Raw genomic sequence first — 19,070 nt, 5'->3', positions numbered from 1 at the left:
CGCCTCCGGCGTCCCCCACCGTCCACTGCACTTCGGGTGCGGTCTCCGGTTCACGAGTCCTCCCCCAGGATCTGCGGCACCGCGAACTTGCCGTCGATCTGCGCGGGCGCGGACGCCAGCACCAGGTCCCGGTCCACCGGCGTCACGGGGACGTCGGGACGGAACACGTTGGTCAGCGGCAGGGGGTGGCTGGTGGCCGGCACGTCGGGCGTGGCGATCTCGCTCACGCGGGCGACCGACTCGACGATGACGTCGAGCTCGCCCGCGAGGCGGTCGAGCTCCGCCGGTGTGAGGTCGATCCGTGCCAGGCCCGCCACGCGCGCGACCTCGTCGCGAGAGAGGGTGGACATGGCGGGAAGTCTAGTCGGCGCGGGGAAGCAGTCCCGGCCGCGTCAGACCCGGTCGGCCGCCGCGAGGACGAGGGCCAGCAGCGCCTGGGCGTAGGCGTCGGCCGCGTCGTCGGCGCTGAACACCTGCTCCGGCCGGCCCGAGACCTCGATCAGCACCTGGTAGCCACCGAACGTCGACCGGGCGAGGCTGCGGAACGTCCCGCCGAGCAGGTCGCGCAGCTGGTCCTCCCGCGGCAGCCACAGCGCGTCCTCCTGGGCCACCGAGTCGAGCGCCCACTCCGTCGTGCCGTTGAAGCCCAGCACGGTGCCCGTCGGGTAGTCGTGCGGCTCGACCACCATGTCGGAGATGGTGAACACCTGACCCTCGAGCGCGCGGACGGTGAACCGGTCGCCCGGCGCGGGGTGCCAGCGCAGGCCCGCCTCGTGGAGCTCCTGGGCGCGCGACAGCGAGATCATCAGCCCAGTATGTGTCGGCCCGTCGTCAGCGCGCGCTGAACGCCGCGTCGAACGCTGCCTCCGGCGGGTCGAACGCGTTGCGCCGCACGAACTCGAGCGCCTCGGGCGCACCGAGCAGGCGGTCCATCCCGGCGTCCTCCCACTCGACGGAGATCGGGCCGTCGTAGCCGATGGAGTTGAGCGCCCGGAACGACGCCTCCCACGGCACGTCGCCGCGGCCGGTGGACACGAAGTCCCACCCGCGACGCAGGTCGGCCCAGGCCAGGTGCGACCCGAGCCGGCCGTTGCGCCCGTTGCCCAGCCGGAGCTTCACGTCCTTGCAGTCGACGTGGTAGATCCGGTCGGCGAACTCGAGGATGAAGTCCACCGGGTCGAGCTGCTGCCAGATGAAGTGGCTCGGGTCCCAGTTGAGCCCGAACGCCTCGCGGTGGCCGATGGCCTCGAGCGTGCGCACGCAGGTCCAGTAGTCGTAGGCGATCTCGCTGGGGTGCACCTCGTGCGCGAACCGCACGCCGACCTCGTCGAACACGTCGAGGATCGGGTTCCACCGGTCGGCGAAGTCCTGGTACCCGGCGTCGACCGCCTCCTGCGAGACGGGCGGGAACATCGCGACGTACTTCCAGATGCTCGACCCGGTGAAGCCGACGACCGTCTTGACCCCGAGCTTCGCGGCCAGCCGCGCCGTGTGCTTCATCTCCTCCGCCGCACGCTGGCGGACGCCCTCCGGGTCGCCGTCGCCCCAGACCTGGTCGGACAGGATGTCGCGGTGCCGCTGGTCGATCGGGTCGTCGCAGACGGCCTGACCCTTGAGGTGGTTCGAGATCGCGAACACCTTCAGGTTGTACTTCTCCAGCAGCGCGAGCTTGCCCGCCACGTACTCCTCGTCGTCCCAGCGCCACGGGTCCAGGTGGTCCCCCCAGCAGGCGATCTCGAGGCCGTCGTAGCCCCACCCGGACGCGAGGCGCGCGACCTCCTCGAAGGGCAGGTCGGCCCACTGGCCGGTGAACAGCGTGATCGGTCGGGTCATCGTCAGCTCTCCTTCTGCACGGGGGTCCAGATGCTCTCGTGGGCGGCCGACCGCTCCACCGCGTCCAGCACGCGCTGCACCGCGAGGCCGTCGGCGAAGCTGGGCACCGGCTGGCGGTGCTCGGCGATGGCGGTGACCAGGTCCACTGCCTGGTGGGTGAAGGCGTGCTCGTACCCGAGGCCGTGACCCGGGGGCCACCAGGCGGCCACGTAGGCGTGCTCGGGCTCGGTGACGACGATCCGCCGGAAGCCCGCCTCGACGGCCGGCTGCGACGCGTCGAAGAAGTGCAGGACGTTCATGTCCTCGAAGTCGAACGCCAGCGAGCCGGCCGACCCGTTGATCTCGAGGCGGATCGCGTTCTTGCGGCCCCACGCGAACCGCGTGGCCTCGAACGTGGCCAGGCCGCCGCCCGACATCCGGCCGAGGAAGATCGCCGCGTCGTCGACCGTCACGGGACCCGTCTCGGTGCTCGATGCGGTCCCGTGCAGGCCACCGAACGACTCGGCGACGGGCCGCTCCTTGACGAACGTCTCGAGCACGGCGGACACGCCCGTGACCGACTCGCCCGTGACGAACTGCGCCAGGTCGATGACGTGCGCCCCGATGTCGCCGAGCGCGCCCGAGCCGGCCTTCTGCTTGTCCAGCCGCCACGACAGCGGTGCCTGCGGGTCGGCGATCCAGTCCTGCAGGTACTGCGCGCGCACGTGCCGGACGGTGCCGATGCGACCGTCCGCGACGAGCGTGCGGGCCAGCTGGATCGCGGGCACCCGGCGGTAGGTGAAGCCGACCATCGCGAGGCCGTCGCTGGCCTCGGCCGCGCGGACCATCGCCTCGGCCTCCTCGACGGAGTTGGCCAGCGGCTTCTCGCAGAGCACGTGCTTGCCGGCGGCGAGCGCGGCGATCGCGATCTCTGCGTGCGTGTCGCCCGGCGTGCAGATGTCGACCAGGTCGACGTCGTCACGGGCGACGAGGGCCTTCCAGTCCGTCTCGGTGCTCGACCACCCGAGCTTCGCGGCGGCCGCCTCGACGGCCTCCGGGGAACGACCGGCCACCACGGCCATGTCGGGGCGCATCGGCAGGTCGAAGAACCGCGGTGCGTTGCGCCAGGCCTGCGAGTGCGCGATCCCCATGAACGCGTACCCGATCATGCCCACGCCCAGGCGCGGGGGTGCTGCTGTCACGGCTCCTCCTTCTGGCCCCGGGCGGGTCCCCTGCGGAGGGGGACCCGCCCGGCTCGGTCAGGCTGGCTCAGGACTCGAAGGCGCTGGGCAGGTACTGGTCGACGTTGTCCTTGGTGACCACGGGTGCGTACAGCTGGACCTTGCGGGGCACCTCGACCTCGACCAGGTCGCTCATCGACTTGCCCTGGACCAGCAGGCGGGCCAGCTTGATGCCGTCGGCGGCCTGCGTCGACGGGTAGATGACCGTGGCCTTGAGCACCGTGTTGTCGGCCTTGATGGCCTCCATGACGTTCTTCGAGCCGGCGCCGCCGACCATGAAGAACTCGTCGCGGCCCGCGTTCTCGATGGCCGCCAGCACGCCGACGCCCTGGTCGTCGTCGTGGTTCCAGATGGCGTCGAGCTGCGGGGCGGCCTGCAGCAGGTTGGCCGCTGCGGCCTCGCCGCCCTGGACGGTGAAGTCAGCCGCGACGCGGTTGCTCACCTTGAGGCCGCACTGCGCGAGCGCGTCCTTGAAGCCCTGGCTGCGGTCCTGCGTCAGGGGCAGGGAGTCGATGCCGGCGATCTCGGCCACCTTGGCGTCGGGCTTGCCGCCCAGCTCGCCGCAGATGTAGGCGCCGGCGCTGACACCCATGCCGTAGTTGTCGCCGAGCACGGTGGTGCGCGCGGCGTTCGGGTCGTCGAACTCGCGGTCGACGTTGATGACGACGATCCCGGCGTCCATGGCCTTGGTCGCGACCTCGGTGAGCGCCGCGCCGTCGAACGGCAGGAGCACGATGGCGTCGACCTTGTCGTTGATGAACTGCTCGATCTGGCTGATCTGCACGTTGACGTCGTTGGTGCCCTCGGCCTTGACCAGCTCGACGTCCGAGTACTTGGCGGCCTCGTCGACGGCCGACTTCGTGATCGAGCCCATCCAGCCGTGGTCGGCGGCCGGCGCGGAGAAGCCGATCGTGACCTTGTCGCCCGGCTCGTCGTTGCCGGTCGCGGCGGCCGCGGGGGCGGCCGGCTGGTCGGTGCTGGTGTCCTCGGGAGTGTTGGACGTGCAACCCGCGACGACGAGAGCGAGGGCTGCGGTGGTGCCGGCGAGTGCGAGCCAGCGCCGGCGCAGGGGTGCTGCGGACATGACGATCCTCCTTGATCGGACGAGCATGAGAAGACGGGCACAGCTGAGCGGGTAGTGAGGTCAGGTTCCGGCGCGGCTGCGCTCGGCGATGCGCTGCTGCAGGAGCACGGCGATGACGATGATCACGCCCTTGGCGACGTTCTGCGCCGAGCTCGACAGGTTGTTCTGCGTGAACACGTTGGTGAGCGTGGTGAAGATGAGCACGCCCAGGACGGTGCCGACGATGGTGCCGCGGCCGCCGATGAGCAGGGTGCCGCCGACGACCACGGCGGCGATGGCGTCGAGTTCGTAGAGCTGGCCGTTGGTGGAGCTGCCGGCCGTCGTGCGGCCGAGCATCATCACGCCGCCGATGCCCGCGGCCAGGCCGGACAGCGCGTACAGGTACATCGTGTGCCGCTTGACCTTGATGCCGGCGAGCCGGGCGGCCTCCGGGTTGCCACCGACCGCGATCGTGCGGCGGCCGAACGTCGTCCGGTTCAGCAGGATCCAGCCGGCCACCGCGACGACGACGAAGATCCAGACGAGCGTCGGGATACCGATGAAGTCGTCGCGGAAGAAGTCGAGGAACGCCTGCACCTTGACCACCTGCGTCTGGCGGTTGGCGATGATCTCCGCCAGGCCACGGGCCGACACCAGCATCGCCAGGGTCGCGATGAACGCGACCACCTTCCCGTAGGCGATGAGCACGCCATTGATCAGCCCCGCCCCGACGCCGACCGCGAGCGCGCACCCGACCATGACGATCCAGTGCGTGTTCTCGGCCATGGTCTGGGTGGCCACGGTGGACGCCCAGACGGAGGCGAGCCCGAGGACCGAGCCGACGGAGAGGTCGATGCCGCCACCGGTGATGACGAAGGTCATCCCGATGCTCAGCACCCCGATCACCGACGCGAGCCGCAGGATGGTCAGCAGGTTGTCGAGGCTGGCGAACCGCTCGCCCGCCGTGATGACGCCGATGACGCACAGCGCCACGAGCGCGATCACCAGGCCGAGGTTGCGGCCGGTGGCCCCCTTGAGGATCCCCCCGCGGCTGCTGGTGGTGGAGGCTTTCTCGATCCGGGCGGACTCGTCTGCGTCCGGGACCGTGACGTCCTGCTCGCTCACGCGGCACTTCCTTCCATGACGAGGTCGAGCACGCGGTGCTCGTCGATGCCGGACGCGGGTCCCTCGTGGACCACGCGTCCTTCGGAGACGACCAGCACGCGGTCGGCGAGGCCCAGCACCTCCGGGATCTCGCTGGAGACGACGACCACGGCAGCGCCCTGCGCCGCCAGGTCGGCGATGAGGGCGTAGATCTCGGCGCGCGCRCCGACGTCGACGCCGCGGGTGGGCTCGTCCAGCAGCAGGACCCGGCACCCGTGCACCAGCCACCGGGCGAGCAGCACCTTCTGCTGGTTGCCGCCCGACAGGGTGCGGGCGCTGCGCTCGGGATCGGACGGCCGCACGTCGAGCGCGTGGATCTGCTCCTTGGCGGCGCGCCGCTCGGCGCTCTCGTCGAGGAACGACGCCGTCGCGTTGCGCGTGAACGTGGAGAGCGTGATGTTCCGGTACACCGGCTCGTCGAGGATGAGCCCCTGGCTCTTGCGCTCCTCGGGGCACAGCCCGATGCCGGCCTTGACCGCGTCGCTCACCGACCCGGCCCGCAGCCGGCGGTCGCCCACCCGGACGGTGCCGGCCGTCGCGCGGCGGGCGCCGAACACGGTCTCGAGGATCTCGGTGCGGCCCGAGCCGACGAGCCCCGCGAGGCCGACGACCTCACCGGCGCGCACCTCGAACGACACGTCGCTGAACGCCCCGCGCAGCCCGAGCCCGTCGACGTGGAGCACGGTGGCGGCGTCGTCGGCCACGGCCGGGCGCGGCGGGATGGCGTACTCGACCGTTCGACCGGTCATGAGCCGGATGAGCTCGGCGGTGGGCGTCTGCGCCGCCGGGAGGCCGGTGGCCACCGTCCGGCCGTCCTTGAGCACGGTGATCCGGTCGCCGATCTGCCGGATCTCCTCGAGCCGGTGCGAGATGTAGACCACCGCGACCCCGGAGGCGGTGAGCTCGCGGACCACGCGGAAGAGGTTGGTGACCTCCTCGGCGTCGAGCACCGCGGACGGCTCGTCCATGACGATCACACGGGCGTCGTGGGAGAGCGCGCGGGCCATGCTTACGATCTGCTTGCCGGCGGCGGACAGCCGCCCGACCTCGCGGCGCGGGGAGATGTCCGGGTGCCCGAGGCGCTTGAGCAGGGCACGCGTGTTCTGGATGGCCGCCCGGCGCTGCGAGAAGCCGGCCGTGGCCAGCTCGTGGCCCAGGTAGATGTTCTCCGCGACCGACAGCCCGTCGACGACGTCCAGCTCCTGGTACATCGTCGCGACCCCGAGCCGCAGGCCCGCGACGGGGTGGGCGATCGTGACCTGCTTGCCGTCGATGAGGATCTCGCCCTCGTCCGGCTGGTGGGCGCCCGCCAGCACCTTGATGAGGGTGGACTTGCCCGCGCCGTTCTGGCCCAGCAGGCAGTGGACCTCGCCGGCCCGGATCTCCAGGTCGACGCCGTCCAGCGCCCGGGCTCCCGGGAACTGCTTCACGATGCCGCGCATCTGCAGGAGAGGCGCTGCGTCTGCCGTCGGGTCCACATTGACCATGGGGCAGAACGTAGAACCCACTTCTGTCGTTGGTCAAGCAAAAGTCGGCACGGATGTGTCATGGTTACGTGAACGTGACCTACACAAGGCGGAATGGTTCACTGTGCGCATGGACGAGCTCCTCAAGTTCGCCCCCAAGCCGACGGGCGCCGGGGAGATGTTCCAGCTCCTCCGGGACCGGCAGCCCCGGACCCGGAGCGACCTGGCCACGCTCACCGGCCAGGCGCGGTCCACCATCGCTGCGCGGGTCGATCTGCTGCTGTCGTCCGGGCTGGTCGCGCCCGCCGGCGAGGCCAGCTCGACCGGCGGCCGGCCGCCCGCCACCTTCGCGTTCAACCCCGCCGCGCGTGTCGTCCTCGCGGTCGACCTGGGCGCCACCCACTCGCGGCTCGCGCTCACCGACCTCGTCGGCACCGTGCTCGCCGAGCACCACGAGCCCATCGCCATCTCCGAGGGTCCGGTCCCCGTGCTCGACCGCGTGGTCGAGGTCGCCCTCGACCTGCTCGGCACCGCGGGCCGGCCCATCAGCGACCTGGTGAGCGTGGGCGTGGGCCTGCCCGGACCCGTCGAGCACTCCACCGGTCGGCCCATCAACCCGCCGATCATGCCCGGCTGGGACGACGCAGACGTGCCCGCGCTCCTGTCCCGCAAGCTGCGCGTCCCCGTGCTGGTGGACAACGACGTGAACGTCATGGCCCTCGGCGAGCACACGTCGCAGTGGCCCGAGGTGGACCACTTGCTCTTCGTCAAGGTCGCCACCGGCATCGGCGCCGGCATCATCTCCGACGGCCACATCCGGCGGGGCGCCCAGGGGGCCGCGGGCGACCTCGGCCACATCGCCGTCCCGGGCGGCCTGGACCTGCCGTGCCGCTGCGGCAACACCGGCTGCCTCGAGGCGGTGGCCAGCGGTCCGGCCATCGCGAGCGCGCTGAGCAACGCCGCGACCAGCGCGGACGTCGTCGCGCTGGTCCGCGCCGGAGACCTCGACGCCAGCCGCGAGGTCCGCGAGGCGGGCCGGCACATCGGCGAGGTGCTCGCCGCGTGCGTGAGCATGCTCAACCCGTCCGTCATCGTGATCGGCGGCGAGGTGGCCGAGGCCGGTGAGCACCTGCTGGCGGGCATCCGCGAGGTGGTCTACCGCCGCTCCCTGCCGCTGGCCACCCAGCACCTGCGCATCGTCGCGTCCCGCACCAAGGGCCGCGCCGGCGTGCTCGGCGCCTCCGCCATGGCCTCCGAGCACGTGCTCTCCGCCGCCGCCATCGACGCCCTGATCAGCTAGAGGAGACCAGCCGTGACCGAGCAACGTCGTGCCCTCGTCGTGCGGGGCGGGTGGGACGGGCACGCGCCCGAAGAAGCGGCCGACCTCTTCGTGCCCTTCCTGCGCGAGCACGACTTCGACGTCGTCGTCGAGGGATCTCTCGAGGCCTACGCGGACGAGGAGCTCATGTCCGCCACGGACCTCGTCGTGCAGTGCTGGACCATGGGCGACATCCTCGCCGACGAGCTCCGCGGCCTGCGGACCGCGGTCGCGGCCGGCACGGGCTTCGCGGGATGGCACGGAGGGATCATCGACTCGTTCCGCATCGCCACCGACTACCTGCAGCTCGTGGGCGCCCAGTTCACGGCCCACCCGGGCGGACCCCTGGTCGAGCACACGATCAACGTCACGGGAGACCACCCGATCGTCGAGGGCATCCACGACTTCACGCTGCGCTCCGAGCAGTACTGGCTGCTCACCGACCCCCTCAACGACGTGCTGGCGACGACCACGATCACGCCGGGTCCCGACGACCCCTGGCACGCGCCCGTCACGTCACCGGCCGTCTGGACCCGCCGCTGGGGCGCCGGGCGCGTGTTCGTCTGCGCGCCGGGGCACCTGCTGGCCGACCTCGAGGTGCCCGCCGTCCGCACGATCATCGAGCGCGGCCTGCTCTGGGCCAGCCGCTAGGCACTCCCCGCCTAGAGCTCCCGGTACACGTACCGCTCGGCGGGCTGGAAGCCGAGGCCGGTGTACAGCGCCGCGGCGGCGGTGTTCTGCGCCTCCACCTGCAGGAATGCCCGCCGGGCGCCACGCTGGGCGGCCTCGTCCAGCGCGCGCAGCGTGAGTGCCCTCCCGAGGCCGCGCCGCCGGGCGGCGGTGGCGACCACGAGGCAGGACAGCGCGACCCAGTCCTCCGCGAAGGCGGCGCGGATGACACCCACAGGGCCCGACGCGTCCGTCGCCGTCAGGTACAGGGCGGGCGCGCCCCCGAGCACCTGCCGGGCCAGGCGCAGGCTCGTGCCGTCGTCCTCCTGGGCGGCGCCGGTCGCGTGCAGCCGGGCCTTGGAGCCCGACCACGCCGCCAGCCACACGTCGTCGGGGCGGTCCGCCACGGTCACGCGCACGGGAGCCGCGGGCGGCCGCGCCGCGTCGGGGCGCTCGTCGAGGTCGCGCACCAGGACGTCCGTCGAGGACACCGCCCGGTAGCCGCGCCCCGCAAGCAGGGCGTCGAGCCCCGACGGCGCCGCGCGGCACACCCGCACGATCGACGGCTGACCCGCCTCGGCGTACAGCTGCTCGACCCGTTCGAGCGCGGCCGACGGGTCCGCCGGCGACCCGAGCGGCAGCACGCTGTTGGCCCGCCGGGTCAGGCCGCCGGACAGCCCGACCCGCCAGCCGTCCACGTCGACCACCCGGGCGGGCGGCCACGTCGCGGACTCGACGAGCGCTCCCGGCGCGTCCGGCGGCGTCCACGTGTGCACGCGCAGGTGCACCTCGACGTGCCCCCAGTCGCGCTCAGGCACCGCGACGAATCCGAGCCGCTTGTACAGGCGCTGCGCCGCCTCCATCGAGTCGAGCGTCGACAGGACCACGCGCCGCGCCCCGCTCGCCACCGCCTCACGCAGCGCCGCGGACACGAGCAGCTCGGCGATCCCGCGCCTGCGCGCCTCGGGCGCCACCGCGAGCATCCGGATCTCCAGCTCTCCCGGCTCGGCGATCTCGGCGTAGGAGGTGCCGTACGGCGCGAGCGTCACGGTGCCGACCACCACGAGGTCGTCGCGCTCGGCCTCCCCGCCGTCCCCCTCGCCCGGCGGCAGCAGCGCGACCAGCAGGGTTGCCTCGCGCGCCCGCCGCTCGGCGTCGCGCAGCTCGTCCGCGTAGGAGTCCGTCGCGTCGACCAGCCGGTCGGACAGGTACGCCTCGGCGGTCAGCGCGCCGGCGTCGGCCACCTGGCTCCCGGTCGCCACCCGCACCACCGCGCTCGCCACGTCAGGCCTCCTCGTCGCCCGACGGGCTGTCCCCGACGCCTGCCGGGCTGTCCCCGACGCCTGCCGGGCTGTCCCCGACGCCTGCCGGGCTGTCCCCGACGCCTGACGGCCCCTGCGCCAGCAGCGCCTCGAACCCCGCCTCGTCCAGGATGCGCAGCCCGAGCTCGCGCGCCTTGGCCTCCTTGGAACCGGCGTTCTCGCCGACCACCACGTAGTCCGTCTTCTTCGACACGCTGCCCGCCGACTTGCCGCCGCGCGCCAGGATCGCCTCCTTGGCGCCGTCGCGGCTGAACCGCTCGAGACCGCCGGTGACCACGACCGTCAGCCCCTCGAGCGTGCGCGGCGCGGACTCGTCGCGCTCCTCGGTCATCCGCACCCCGGCGGCCGCCCACTTCTCGACGATCGCGGCGTGCCACTTGTCGTCCTCGCCGGGCTGCTCGAACCAGGCCACCACCGCGGCGGCGATGGTCGGTCCGACGCCCTCGGCGGCGGCGATCTCCTCCTCCGACGCCTGGGCGATCGCCGGGATCGACGCGAAGTGCTGCGCGAGCGCGCGCGCCGCGGTCGGCCCGACATGGCGGATCGACAACGCCACGATCACCCGCCAGAGGGCCGCCTGCTTGGCCTTCTCCAGGTTGCCCAGCAGCGCCGTCCCGGTCGCGTTGAGGTCACCGGCCTCCCGCAGGACGCCGCCGACCTTCGACCGCGTGGAGAGCGTGAACAACGGCACGCGGCGCAGCGCGTCGGCGTCCAGCGCGAACAGGTCGCCCTCGTCCGTGACCACGCCCGCGGTCAGCAAGGCGTTGGCCGCCTCCCACCCGAGCGCCTCGATGTCGAACGCCCCGCGGGACGCGACGTGGAACAGCCGCTCGCGCAGCTGCGACGGGCAGGACCGCTGGTTGGGGCAGCGGATGTCGACGTCGCCCTCCTTGGCCGGCGCCAGCGGCGTGCCGCACGACGGACAGTGCGTCGGCATGACGAACGCGCGCTCGGTCCCGTCGCGCAGCTCGACCACCGGTCCGACGATCTCCGGGATCACGTCGCCGGCCTTGCGCAGCACCACGGTGTCCCCGATGAGCACGCCCTTGCGCGCCACCTCGCTCGCGTTGTGCAGCGTGGCCATCTCGACGGTCGACCCCGACACGAACACCGGCTCCATCACGCCGAACGGAGTCACGCGGCCGGTGCGCCCGACGTTCACGCGGATGTCGAGGAGCTTGGTGTTCACCTCCTCGGGCGGGTACTTGTACGCGATCGCCCACCGCGGAGCCCGGCTGGTCGAGCCGAGCCGGCGCTGCAGCGCGATCTCGTCGACCTTGACGACGATGCCGTCGATCTCGTGCTCGACGTCGTGCCGGTGCTCGCCGTAGTAGGCGATCATCTCCCGGACCCCGTCGAGCCCCTCGACGATCCGGGTGTGCCCGGACACCGGCACGCCCCAGGCGGCGAGCAGGTCGTACACCTGCGACTGCCGCTCGATCCCGGTCCCGCGCCCGGCGCCCCACACGAGCGCGCCGATCCCGTGCGCGTACATCCGCAGGTCCCGGGACGCGGTGACCCGGGGGTCCTTCTGCCGCAGCGAGCCCGCCGCCGCGTTGCGCGGGTTGGCGAACGGGCTCTTGCCGGCCTCCACCTGGGACGCGTTCAGCTCCGTGAACGCGGCGACCGGCAGGAACACCTCGCCGCGGATCTCGATCCGCTCCGGGTGCGTGGCCGGGTCGCCGCCCAGCACGTCGGGGATGGTCGAGATGGTCCGGACGTTGAGGGTGACGTCCTCGCCGGTGCGGCCGTCGCCGCGCGTGGCCGCACGCACGAGCCGGCCCTTCTCGTAGAGCAGGGCGATGGCCAGGCCGTCGATCTTCAGCTCGCACAGGTAGTGGATCGCAGCGTCCGACTCGAGGTCGCGGTGCACCCGGCCGGCCCACGTGGCGATGTCCTCGTCGGAGAACGCGTTGTCCAGGGAGAGCATCCGCTCGACGTGCTGCACCGACGCGAACTCCGTCGAGAACGTGCCGCCCACCCGCTGCGTCGGCGAGTCCGGCGTGCGCAGGCCGGGGTGCTCGTCCTCGAGGGCCTGAAGCTCGCGCATGCGCTCGTCGTACTGCTTGTCCGACGACACCGGGGCGTCGCGGATGTAGTACGCGAACTGGTCGGCCTCGATCAGGGCAGCCAGCTCCGTCCAGCGGTGACGGGCGTCGGCGGGGATCTCCTGCGCGGCGGCAGGGTCGTCGATCTCGTTGCTCACGCACCCATCATGGCGCGGGCCACCCACACCTACCTGCGACGGCGCCCCGTGATCAGCAGCACAGCGCTCACCAGCACTCCGCCGACGGCCAGGACCGCGCCGACGGTGAACAGAGCGGGCGACGCGGACGCCACGACGACCTCCGTCGGCTGCCCCGCGACGTCCCACGTGCAGATGGCCTTCGGCGGGACGACGGTGTACCGGACGCTGGCGTCGTCGGTCCCGGCGGCGTACGCCTGCACGCACGGGTGCGGGTCGTCCTTCGACGTGCTCAGCGTGCTCACGCCGATGCCGGTGTAGCAGATGACGAGCAGCACCATCCCGACGATCGCGGCGCCCGACGCCACCAGCAGCGCCAGGGCGCGCCCCACGCTCGGCTGTGCAGCCACGCTCAGTCCTCCGCTCGTTCGGCCACGATCCGCGCGGCGCGCACCAGTCCGGCCAGCACCGCGCGGGCGTCGTCGGGACTGCCCGTGCCGGTGACGTCCCCCGCCAGCAGGACGACGTCCCGCAGACCCGCCATGGGCAGCCCGACCGACCGCCACGGCCGGGTGAGCGTATCGGCCTGGCCCGTCACGTCGGGACCCGCGCACTGCGACGACGCCTGCGGCGGCAGCTCGGGCCAGAACGCCAGGCCGCCCTCGACCACCTCGGCGACCTTCTCCCAGCTCCGCTCGTCCAGCGCGTCCACCGCCAGGGCGAAGCCGTCGACGCCCGCCGCCCGGATCGCACCGAGGGACGTCCAGGCGGTGCCGCCGTGCACGACGACCGGGGCGCCCGCGCCCGTGGCCACGTCCCTGATCCGCTCGGCCGCGACCGGCCCGGGCACCGAGCGCAGCGCGGAGTACCCCGAGAACGACGGCAGCACCCCGGCCATGACCTGCGCGAGCAGCGGCTCGTGCAGCAGCACGGTCGGCTCGGCACCGGGCACGGACCGCCGGATCGCGGCGAGGTGCTCGGCGAGGCCCGCGGCCAACGACGCGGCGAGCTCGCGGACGGCGCCGGCGTCGGACACCACCCGGTCGCCGCGCGACAGGTAGAGCACGGCGGCGAGCGTCATCGGACCGATCACCGGCACCACCAGCGGCCCGACGTACCCGTGCCCGGCGACCGCGAGCGCGTCGACGTCCTCGCGGCCGTACGCCTGCGCGCGGGCGAGGTCCCGGCCCGGCCGGTCAGCCAGCTTCCAGCCGTGCGGCCCCAGCTCGGTGGGCAGCTCCGCCAGCAGCGCGGCCGCGCGCCCGGTCCGGTCGCCCCACGGGCCGCGCTCGGCCAGCTGCACGGTGAACGGCAGCCCGGCCACCTCGGACGGGGTGTCGACGAGGTCGCCGACGACGACGGTCTGCGCCTCGAGCACGTCGAGCCCGGGCCACGGACCTGTCCCCGTGACGGACGGTCGCCCGCCGCTCACCCGGCGACGCCCGCGGCGGCCCGGCGGGCCGCGGTCACGGTCGCCTGACCGAGCACCCGCGTCCCGTCGTAGAGCACGGCCGACTGCCCGGGCGCGACGCCGCGCAGGGCGGGGTCGTCGAGCACGATCTCGACGACGCCGTCGCGCACGGTGGCCCGCCCGGGGACAGCCGCTCCGTGGGCCCGGACCTGCAGCGCGCAGTCGAACGACGATCCGGTGCGGTCCGCGAACCACACGGCCCGGTCCGCCTCGACCGCCCCGACGACCAGGTCGTCCGCCGACCCGACGACCACGCGGTTCTGCACGGGCTCGATCGACAGCACGTACCGCGGCTTCCCGTCGGCGGCGGGCGTCCCGATGGACAGCCCCCGCCGCTGTCCGACGGTGTACGCGTACGCGCCGTCGTGGCGGCCCAGCACGGCGCCCGTGGCGTCGACGATCTCGCCCGGCTGAGACCCGAGCCGCGAGCGCAGGAAGCCCTGGGTGTCGCCGTCGGCCACGAAGCAGATGTCGTACGAGTCGGGCTTCGCCGAGACCGACAGCCCGCGCGCCGCGGCCTCGGCGCGCGTCTCCTCCTTCGAGGCGACGTCGCCGAGCGGGAACATCGAGCGGGCCAGCCGCTCCGGGCCCATCACGGCGAGCACGTAGGACTGGTCCTTGGCCAGGTCGCGGGCGCGGTGCAGCTCGCGCGTGCCGTCGCTGAGGGTCTCGATGCGCGCGTAGTGGCCGGTGCAGACCGCGTCGAACCCGAGGGCCACGGCCTTGTCCAGCAGCGTGGCGAACTTGATGTGCTCGTTGCAGCGCACGCACGGGTTGGGGGTGCGGCCGGCCTCGTACTCGGCGACGAAGTCCGCGACGACCGTCTCCTCGAACCGCTCGGAGAGGTCCCACACGTAGTACGGGATGCCGAGCACGTCCGCGGCCCGACGGGCGTCGCCGGCGTCCTCGATCGAGCAGCAGCCGCGCGAGCCCGTGCGGAACTGGTCGCGGGTGCGCGACAGGGCCATGTGCACGCCGACGACGTCGTGGCCGGCATCGACCGCGCGCGCCGCGGCGACCGCCGAGTCGACCCCTCCGGACAGGGCGGCGAGCACGCGCATCAGGTCACCGCCCCGACGGTCGCGAGCCCGGCGGCTCGGGCGCGGTCGACGACCCCCGGCAGCGCGGCCAGCAGCGCCTCGACGTCAGCCGCGGTCGACGTGTGGCCGAGGCTGAACCGCAGCGCGCCGCGGGCGGCGACCTCGTCGACACCCATCGCCAGCAGCACGTGGCTGGGCCGCGGGACGCCCGCCTGGCAGGCGGACCCCGTGGAGGCCTCGATCCCGGCCGAGTCGAGCAGGTAGAGCAGCGAGTCGCCCTCGCACCCGGGGAACGTGAAGTGCGCGTTCGCGGGCAGCCGCCGAGCCGTGTCCCGCGGCCCCCGGAGCACCGCTTCCGGCACGAGCGCCTCGACTCCCGCGACCAGGGCGTCGCGCAGCGCTCCGACGCGGTCGGCGAACGCCTCGCGCCCCGCGACGGCGACGTCGACGGCCAGCCCGAACGAGGCCAGCAGCGCCGCGTCGAGCGTGCCGGACCGCACCCCGCGCTCCTGCCCGCCGCCGTGCAGCACGGGCGTGAGGTCGAGGCCGCGACGCGCCAGCAGCGCCCCCGCGCCGCCCGGTCCGCCCACCTTGTGCCCGGTCACGGTCATCGCGTCGAGGCCGGACGCGCCGAAGTCGACGGGCACCTGCCCCACGGCCTGGACCGCGTCGGCGTGCACGGGCACCCCGAACCGCCGGCCCAGGGCGACCACCTCGTCGAGCGGCTGCAGGGCTCCCACCTCGTTGTTCGCCCACATCACGGAGATCAACGCGGCCTGCTCGCCGTGCTGCTCGAGCTCGTCGCGCAGGGCGTCGACCTCGAGCACGCCGTCGGCGTCGACGGGCAGGAGCACCAGCTCGGCGCCCGCGTGCTCGGCCATCCAGAACGCGGGGTCGAGCACGGCGTGGTGCTCCACGGCGGACACCAGCAGCCGTCGGCGGTCCGGGTGCTGCGTGCGCCGGGCCCAGAACAGGCCCTTCACCGCGAGGTTGTCGGCTTCGGTGCCGCCGGAGGTCCACACGACCTCGCTCGGTCGCGCGCCCAACGCCGCCGCCAGCCGCTCGCGGGACTCCTCGACCACGCGACGGGCGGCCCGACCGGACGCGTGCAGGGACGAGGGGTTGCCGGGGCGCGCGAGCTGCTCGGCGAGCACCCGCGCGGCCTCCGGGATCATGGGCGTGGTCGCCGCATGATCGAGATACACGCTCATCGGCACCATCCTACGAAGCGCACGGGAACCGCCCGACCGCACAGCCCGTGGGATCACCCTCCGACGGGCGCGAAAGTCCTGGCAGGATGTCCGGCGTGAGTGCCGACGACGTCATCGCCCTCCCGCTCGCCTTCAGCGGCCAGCGGCTGGACTGGCGCGACCTCCCGCGGCCGGTCCGGGCGCGGATCGCCGAGCTCGCCGGTTCCCAGGTCACGGCCGAGATCAGCGCGACCAGCGGCTTCAGCCCCGGCTTCGCGGCCGTCCTCGAGCTCGCCGACGGGCGCGGCGTCTTCGTCAAGGCCGTCTCCGCCGAGCAGAACCCCGTCTCCCCCGACCTGGCGCGCGCCGAGATCCGCGTCGCCCGCGCCCTCCCGCCGCAGGTGCCCGCACCGCAGCTCCTGTGGTTCTCCGACGACGACGACTGGGTCATCCTCGGCTTCGAGGTCGTGCACGGCCGCTCCCCCGAGCTCCCCTGGAAGCCCGCGGACCTGCGGGCCGTCGCGGACGCGCTGGGAGCGCTTGCAGACGCCGAGCCGCTGCCCGGTCACCAGCTCCCCCGCACCGACGACCAGCTGGCCGACGACTTCACCGGCTGGCGCAAGCTGCACGCGCTCGACCGGGAGTCGCAGGAGGCCTACGCCGACCTGGCCGGAGAGGCCGGCCGGTGGGCGCTGGACAACATCGAGCGGATCGTCCGCTGGGAGCAGGACGCGCTGCGGGTGTGCGCCGGCGACGCGCTCGTGCACGGCGACCTGCGCGCCGACAACGTGATGATCGACCCCGACCACCAGCACCGCGTCTGGCTCATCGACTGGCCGCACGCGAGCGTGGGCGCCCCCTGGCTCGACCTGGCGTTCATGCTGCCCAGCGTCGCGCTGCAGGGCGGCGGCGACCCGGCCACCAACTTCCGCACGCACGCGGTGTCGGACGGCGTGCACGACGACGACCTGCGCGCGGGCCTGGCCGGGCTCTCCGGCTACTTCGCGTGGAGCTCGCGCCAGCCGGCGCCGCTGGGCATCCCCAACCTCCGGCGGTTCCAGGCGGCGCAGGGCCTCGCCACGGTGCGGTGGCTGCGCGAGCTGTCGTAGTCAGGACGCGCTGTCGTCGCGCTCGAGCCTCTGCTCGCGCTCGCGCAGCTGCGCCTCCCAGTCCTTGAGCATCTGCTCGTGGGTCTGGTCGGACGTGCGCATGCCGGCCAGGAACTCGGCGTCGTCGTCCGGCGCCGACCGGCGGGGCCGCTCGTACTCCGGGAAGCCCGCGGTCTGGGTCGACGGCCAGGCGACGTTCCGCGCCGGTCGGTGCTCGGGCCGGCCGGCGACCAGCCACGCGATGCCGCCCACCACCGGCAGGATGATGATGACGAACACCCACGTGGTCTTGGAGAGGTTGCGCGGCACGTCCGTCTGGATGCAGTCGATGAGGCAGTAGACCAGCAGCGCCAGCTCGATCAGGAACGGCAGGTAACGGATCACGGTCTCTCCTCGGGCGCCCCTTCCCGGCGCACGGGCGGCCGGGACCGACGCGCACGCTAGCGAACCGGGGAGCCCGCTGTCCGGCCGTTCGTTGCCCGACCGAGCCGATCACCCGGACGGAGCACTCAGCCGAGCACCGCGGTCGCCGAGCCCCAGCCCACCAGGCTGCGCCCGACCGTGCCGACGCCGAGCACCCCGGCGGGCAGGTCCACCCGCCAGTCCTCGCCCCCGTCCTCGAACCGGTACGCGACGAGAACCCCGACACCGGGCCAGTCGTCCGGCGACCGCACGTCTCCGGCCTCCTCGGGCCGCTGCTGGGAGCTGAGCAGGTGGCGCCCGTCCGTCACCAGGCCGTCGAGCGTCCGACCGGGCGCCGCCGGCGCACGCCACAGCTCCTCGCCCGTGCGCCCGTCGATCGCGACCACCCCGCCGCCGGTGCTCAGGTACACGCGCCCGCGCAGTACGAGCGCGTTCCCCGCGATCACGTGCCGGACCGTCCAGCGCACGTCGCCGGTGGCGCGGTCGTACGCCCGGACGGTGGTGTCCGCCATGAGGACGACGCCCGGCACGCTGCCGTCGTCGGCCCCGACGTCCACCTGCCGGCCGGGGAGCACGAGGTCCGGGCCACCGCCGACGATCGTGGTGCTCGGGGAGCCCTGGTCGTCGAGCGCGTAGGCCGCCACCGTCCCGCTGCGGGGATCCGCGAGATAGCCGACGTTCGCGTCGAGGTCGGAGCGCACCACGGCGCCGCGCGGGTCGAGCAGGGTGATCCGGCGTCCGGCGAGGACCACTCCGAGACCGTCGGCCGTCGCGAACAGCGAGGTCGACCCGTCGGAGAAGCCGCGGTCGACCGACGTGTCCGCCGCCGGCGGAGCGGGGACCGCCGTCCGCCAGCGCTCCTCGCCGGTGACCAGGTCGGCGGCGGTGAGCACAGCCCCGCGGTCCGTGCCCGGCACGGCGGTCACGACCATCCCCGGCAGCACGGTGAACGCCGMGACGGACGGCGCGGGGCGGTCGGCGACGACGGACCCGTCGCCGAGGTCGACGACGACGAGCCGGCTCGTCGTCGAGGGGACGTACACGCTTGCCGTGTCGCGGTAGGTCAGGAACGCGTCCGTGACCAGGCAGGCGGCCCGACCGGTCTGCCCGGGCTCCGCGACGCACCCGCCGAGCGTGCCGAACCCGTCGTCCCCGTGGTCGACCTCGTGGGCGTCGGCGAGCGGCGTCGTCCAGCGGCGCGCGCCCGTCCGCTCGTCGACGGCCACCACGGCCTGCGCGTTGTCCGGCAGGTGCTGCAGGCCGATGAACGTCCCGTCGGCGACGATGCCCGACCCGAGCACGGCCTCGACGCCGGCCTTCGGCGTCCAGAGGAGCCCGAGGTCGGCGTCGACCGGCCGGACCACGCCGCTGACCTGCGCGAGTGCCGCGACCGCGGCGCGCTCACGCGCGGCGACGACCAGCTGCGTGCCCACGAGCGCCACCACCACGAGCCCGGCGACCGCCAGCCAGCGGCGGGACGGGCGCCGCCGGGCAGCCCGCTCGTCGTCGGTCGGCCGGTCCTGCGCGACGTCGCGCTCGACCAGCTCGACCGGCTGCATGCCGTCGCGCCGGGCCATCCCCGGAGAATAACCGTGCG

General features: G+C 73.6%; 18 protein-coding genes. 3 read left to right on the top strand and 15 right to left on the bottom strand.

Annotation, left to right across the window (positions count from 1 at the left end; translation table 11 throughout):
- Nucleotides 1–50 precede the first annotated feature (50 nt).
- From gatC to AC1DQC_RS07905, 7 genes are all read right to left on the bottom strand, one after another.
- On the bottom strand, nt 51–350 hold the full coding sequence (gene gatC, locus AC1DQC_RS07935) for an Asp-tRNA(Asn)/Glu-tRNA(Gln) amidotransferase subunit GatC (RefSeq protein ID WP_456846127.1): 300 nt from the start codon (nt 348–350) through the stop codon (nt 51–53).
- 42 nt (nt 351–392) lie between these two features.
- Nucleotides 393–806 (bottom strand): pilus assembly protein CpaE, encoded by a 414-nt coding sequence (locus AC1DQC_RS07930; RefSeq protein ID WP_477050681.1) that lies wholly within the window; start codon nt 804–806, stop codon nt 393–395.
- Nucleotides 807–831: 25 nt separating this feature from the next.
- Nucleotides 832–1,833 carry a sugar phosphate isomerase/epimerase family protein gene (locus AC1DQC_RS07925; protein ID WP_477050680.1) on the bottom strand — a complete coding sequence of 334 codons (1,002 nt, stop codon included), beginning with the start codon at nt 1,831–1,833 and terminating at the stop codon, nt 832–834.
- A 2-nt stretch (nt 1,834–1,835) separates the two neighbouring features.
- A complete protein-coding gene (locus AC1DQC_RS07920) occupies nt 1,836–2,981 on the bottom strand; it encodes a Gfo/Idh/MocA family protein (RefSeq protein ID WP_477050752.1) in 1,146 nt (381 codons plus the stop codon).
- 100 nt (nt 2,982–3,081) lie between these two features.
- Entirely contained in the window at nt 3,082–4,137 is a 1,056-nt protein-coding gene (locus AC1DQC_RS07915; RefSeq protein ID WP_477050679.1) for a substrate-binding domain-containing protein, read from the bottom strand.
- Between the two features lie 60 nt (nt 4,138–4,197).
- Nucleotides 4,198–5,241 (bottom strand): ABC transporter permease, encoded by a 1,044-nt coding sequence (locus tag AC1DQC_RS07910; RefSeq protein ID WP_477050678.1) that lies wholly within the window; start codon nt 5,239–5,241, stop codon nt 4,198–4,200.
- Complete coding sequence (locus tag AC1DQC_RS07905) at nt 5,238–6,767, bottom strand: sugar ABC transporter ATP-binding protein (RefSeq protein WP_477050677.1); 1,530 nt, start codon at nt 6,765–6,767, stop codon at nt 5,238–5,240. The genes AC1DQC_RS07910 and AC1DQC_RS07905 overlap by 4 nt, the downstream gene beginning before the upstream one ends.
- Nucleotides 6,768–6,876: 109 nt before the next feature.
- On the opposite strand from AC1DQC_RS07905, the gene AC1DQC_RS07900 reads away from it, so the two are divergent.
- A complete protein-coding gene (locus AC1DQC_RS07900; RefSeq protein ID WP_477050676.1) occupies nt 6,877–8,046 on the top strand; it encodes an ROK family protein in 1,170 nt (389 codons plus the stop codon).
- 12 nt (nt 8,047–8,058) lie between these two features.
- The gene (locus AC1DQC_RS07895) at nt 8,059–8,715 is read left to right on the top strand and encodes a ThuA domain-containing protein (RefSeq protein WP_477050675.1); all 657 of its coding nucleotides are present in this window, start codon (nt 8,059–8,061) and stop codon (nt 8,713–8,715) included.
- Between the two features lie 11 nt (nt 8,716–8,726).
- Here the strand turns inward: AC1DQC_RS07895 and AC1DQC_RS07890 are convergent, their stop codons facing one another.
- Genes AC1DQC_RS07890 through AC1DQC_RS07865 form a run of 6 tightly spaced genes read right to left on the bottom strand, consistent with a single transcriptional unit; the run spans nt 8,727 to nt 15,962 of the window.
- Nucleotides 8,727–10,016 carry a GNAT family N-acetyltransferase gene (locus AC1DQC_RS07890; RefSeq protein ID WP_477050674.1) on the bottom strand — a complete coding sequence of 430 codons (1,290 nt, stop codon included), beginning with the start codon at nt 10,014–10,016 and terminating at the stop codon, nt 8,727–8,729.
- 1 nt (nt 10,017) lies between these two features.
- A complete protein-coding gene (gene ligA, locus AC1DQC_RS07885) occupies nt 10,018–12,261 on the bottom strand; it encodes an NAD-dependent DNA ligase LigA (RefSeq protein ID WP_477050673.1) in 2,244 nt (747 codons plus the stop codon).
- Nucleotides 12,262–12,290: 29 nt separating this feature from the next.
- Nucleotides 12,291–12,650, bottom strand: coding sequence for a hypothetical protein (locus AC1DQC_RS07880; RefSeq protein ID WP_477050672.1), 360 nt, complete (start codon nt 12,648–12,650; stop codon nt 12,291–12,293).
- A gap of 2 nt (nt 12,651–12,652) precedes the next feature.
- Nucleotides 12,653–13,672: a uroporphyrinogen decarboxylase/cobalamine-independent methonine synthase family protein gene (locus tag AC1DQC_RS07875; protein WP_477050671.1), complete on the bottom strand. Its 1,020-nt coding sequence runs from the start codon at nt 13,670–13,672 to the stop codon at nt 12,653–12,655.
- Nucleotides 13,669–14,772 (bottom strand): tRNA 2-thiouridine(34) synthase MnmA, encoded by a 1,104-nt coding sequence (gene mnmA, locus AC1DQC_RS07870; RefSeq protein ID WP_477050670.1) that lies wholly within the window; start codon nt 14,770–14,772, stop codon nt 13,669–13,671. The genes AC1DQC_RS07875 and mnmA overlap by 4 nt, the downstream gene beginning before the upstream one ends.
- Entirely contained in the window at nt 14,772–15,962 is a 1,191-nt protein-coding gene (locus tag AC1DQC_RS07865; protein ID WP_477050669.1) for a cysteine desulfurase family protein, read from the bottom strand. The genes mnmA and AC1DQC_RS07865 overlap by 1 nt, the downstream gene beginning before the upstream one ends.
- Nucleotides 15,963–16,057: 95 nt before the next feature.
- On the opposite strand from AC1DQC_RS07865, the gene AC1DQC_RS07860 reads away from it, so the two are divergent.
- Entirely contained in the window at nt 16,058–17,050 is a 993-nt protein-coding gene (locus tag AC1DQC_RS07860) for a phosphotransferase family protein (RefSeq protein ID WP_477050668.1), read from the top strand.
- Here AC1DQC_RS07860 and AC1DQC_RS07855 read toward each other — a convergent pair whose 3' ends face one another.
- Nucleotides 17,051–17,434, bottom strand: coding sequence for a PLD nuclease N-terminal domain-containing protein (locus tag AC1DQC_RS07855; RefSeq protein WP_477050667.1), 384 nt, complete (start codon nt 17,432–17,434; stop codon nt 17,051–17,053). It lies immediately after the preceding gene.
- A 125-nt stretch (nt 17,435–17,559) separates the two neighbouring features.
- Nucleotides 17,560–19,050: an outer membrane protein assembly factor BamB family protein gene (locus AC1DQC_RS07850; RefSeq protein ID WP_477050666.1), complete on the bottom strand. Its 1,491-nt coding sequence runs from the start codon at nt 19,048–19,050 to the stop codon at nt 17,560–17,562.
- Nucleotides 19,051–19,070: the final 20 nt, after the last annotated feature.

This window comes from Cellulomonas sp. P4_H12, from assembly GCF_056400905.1.
The sequence above is the reverse complement of the archived record's forward strand: the minus strand, read 5'-3'. Positions and strand labels throughout refer to the sequence as shown.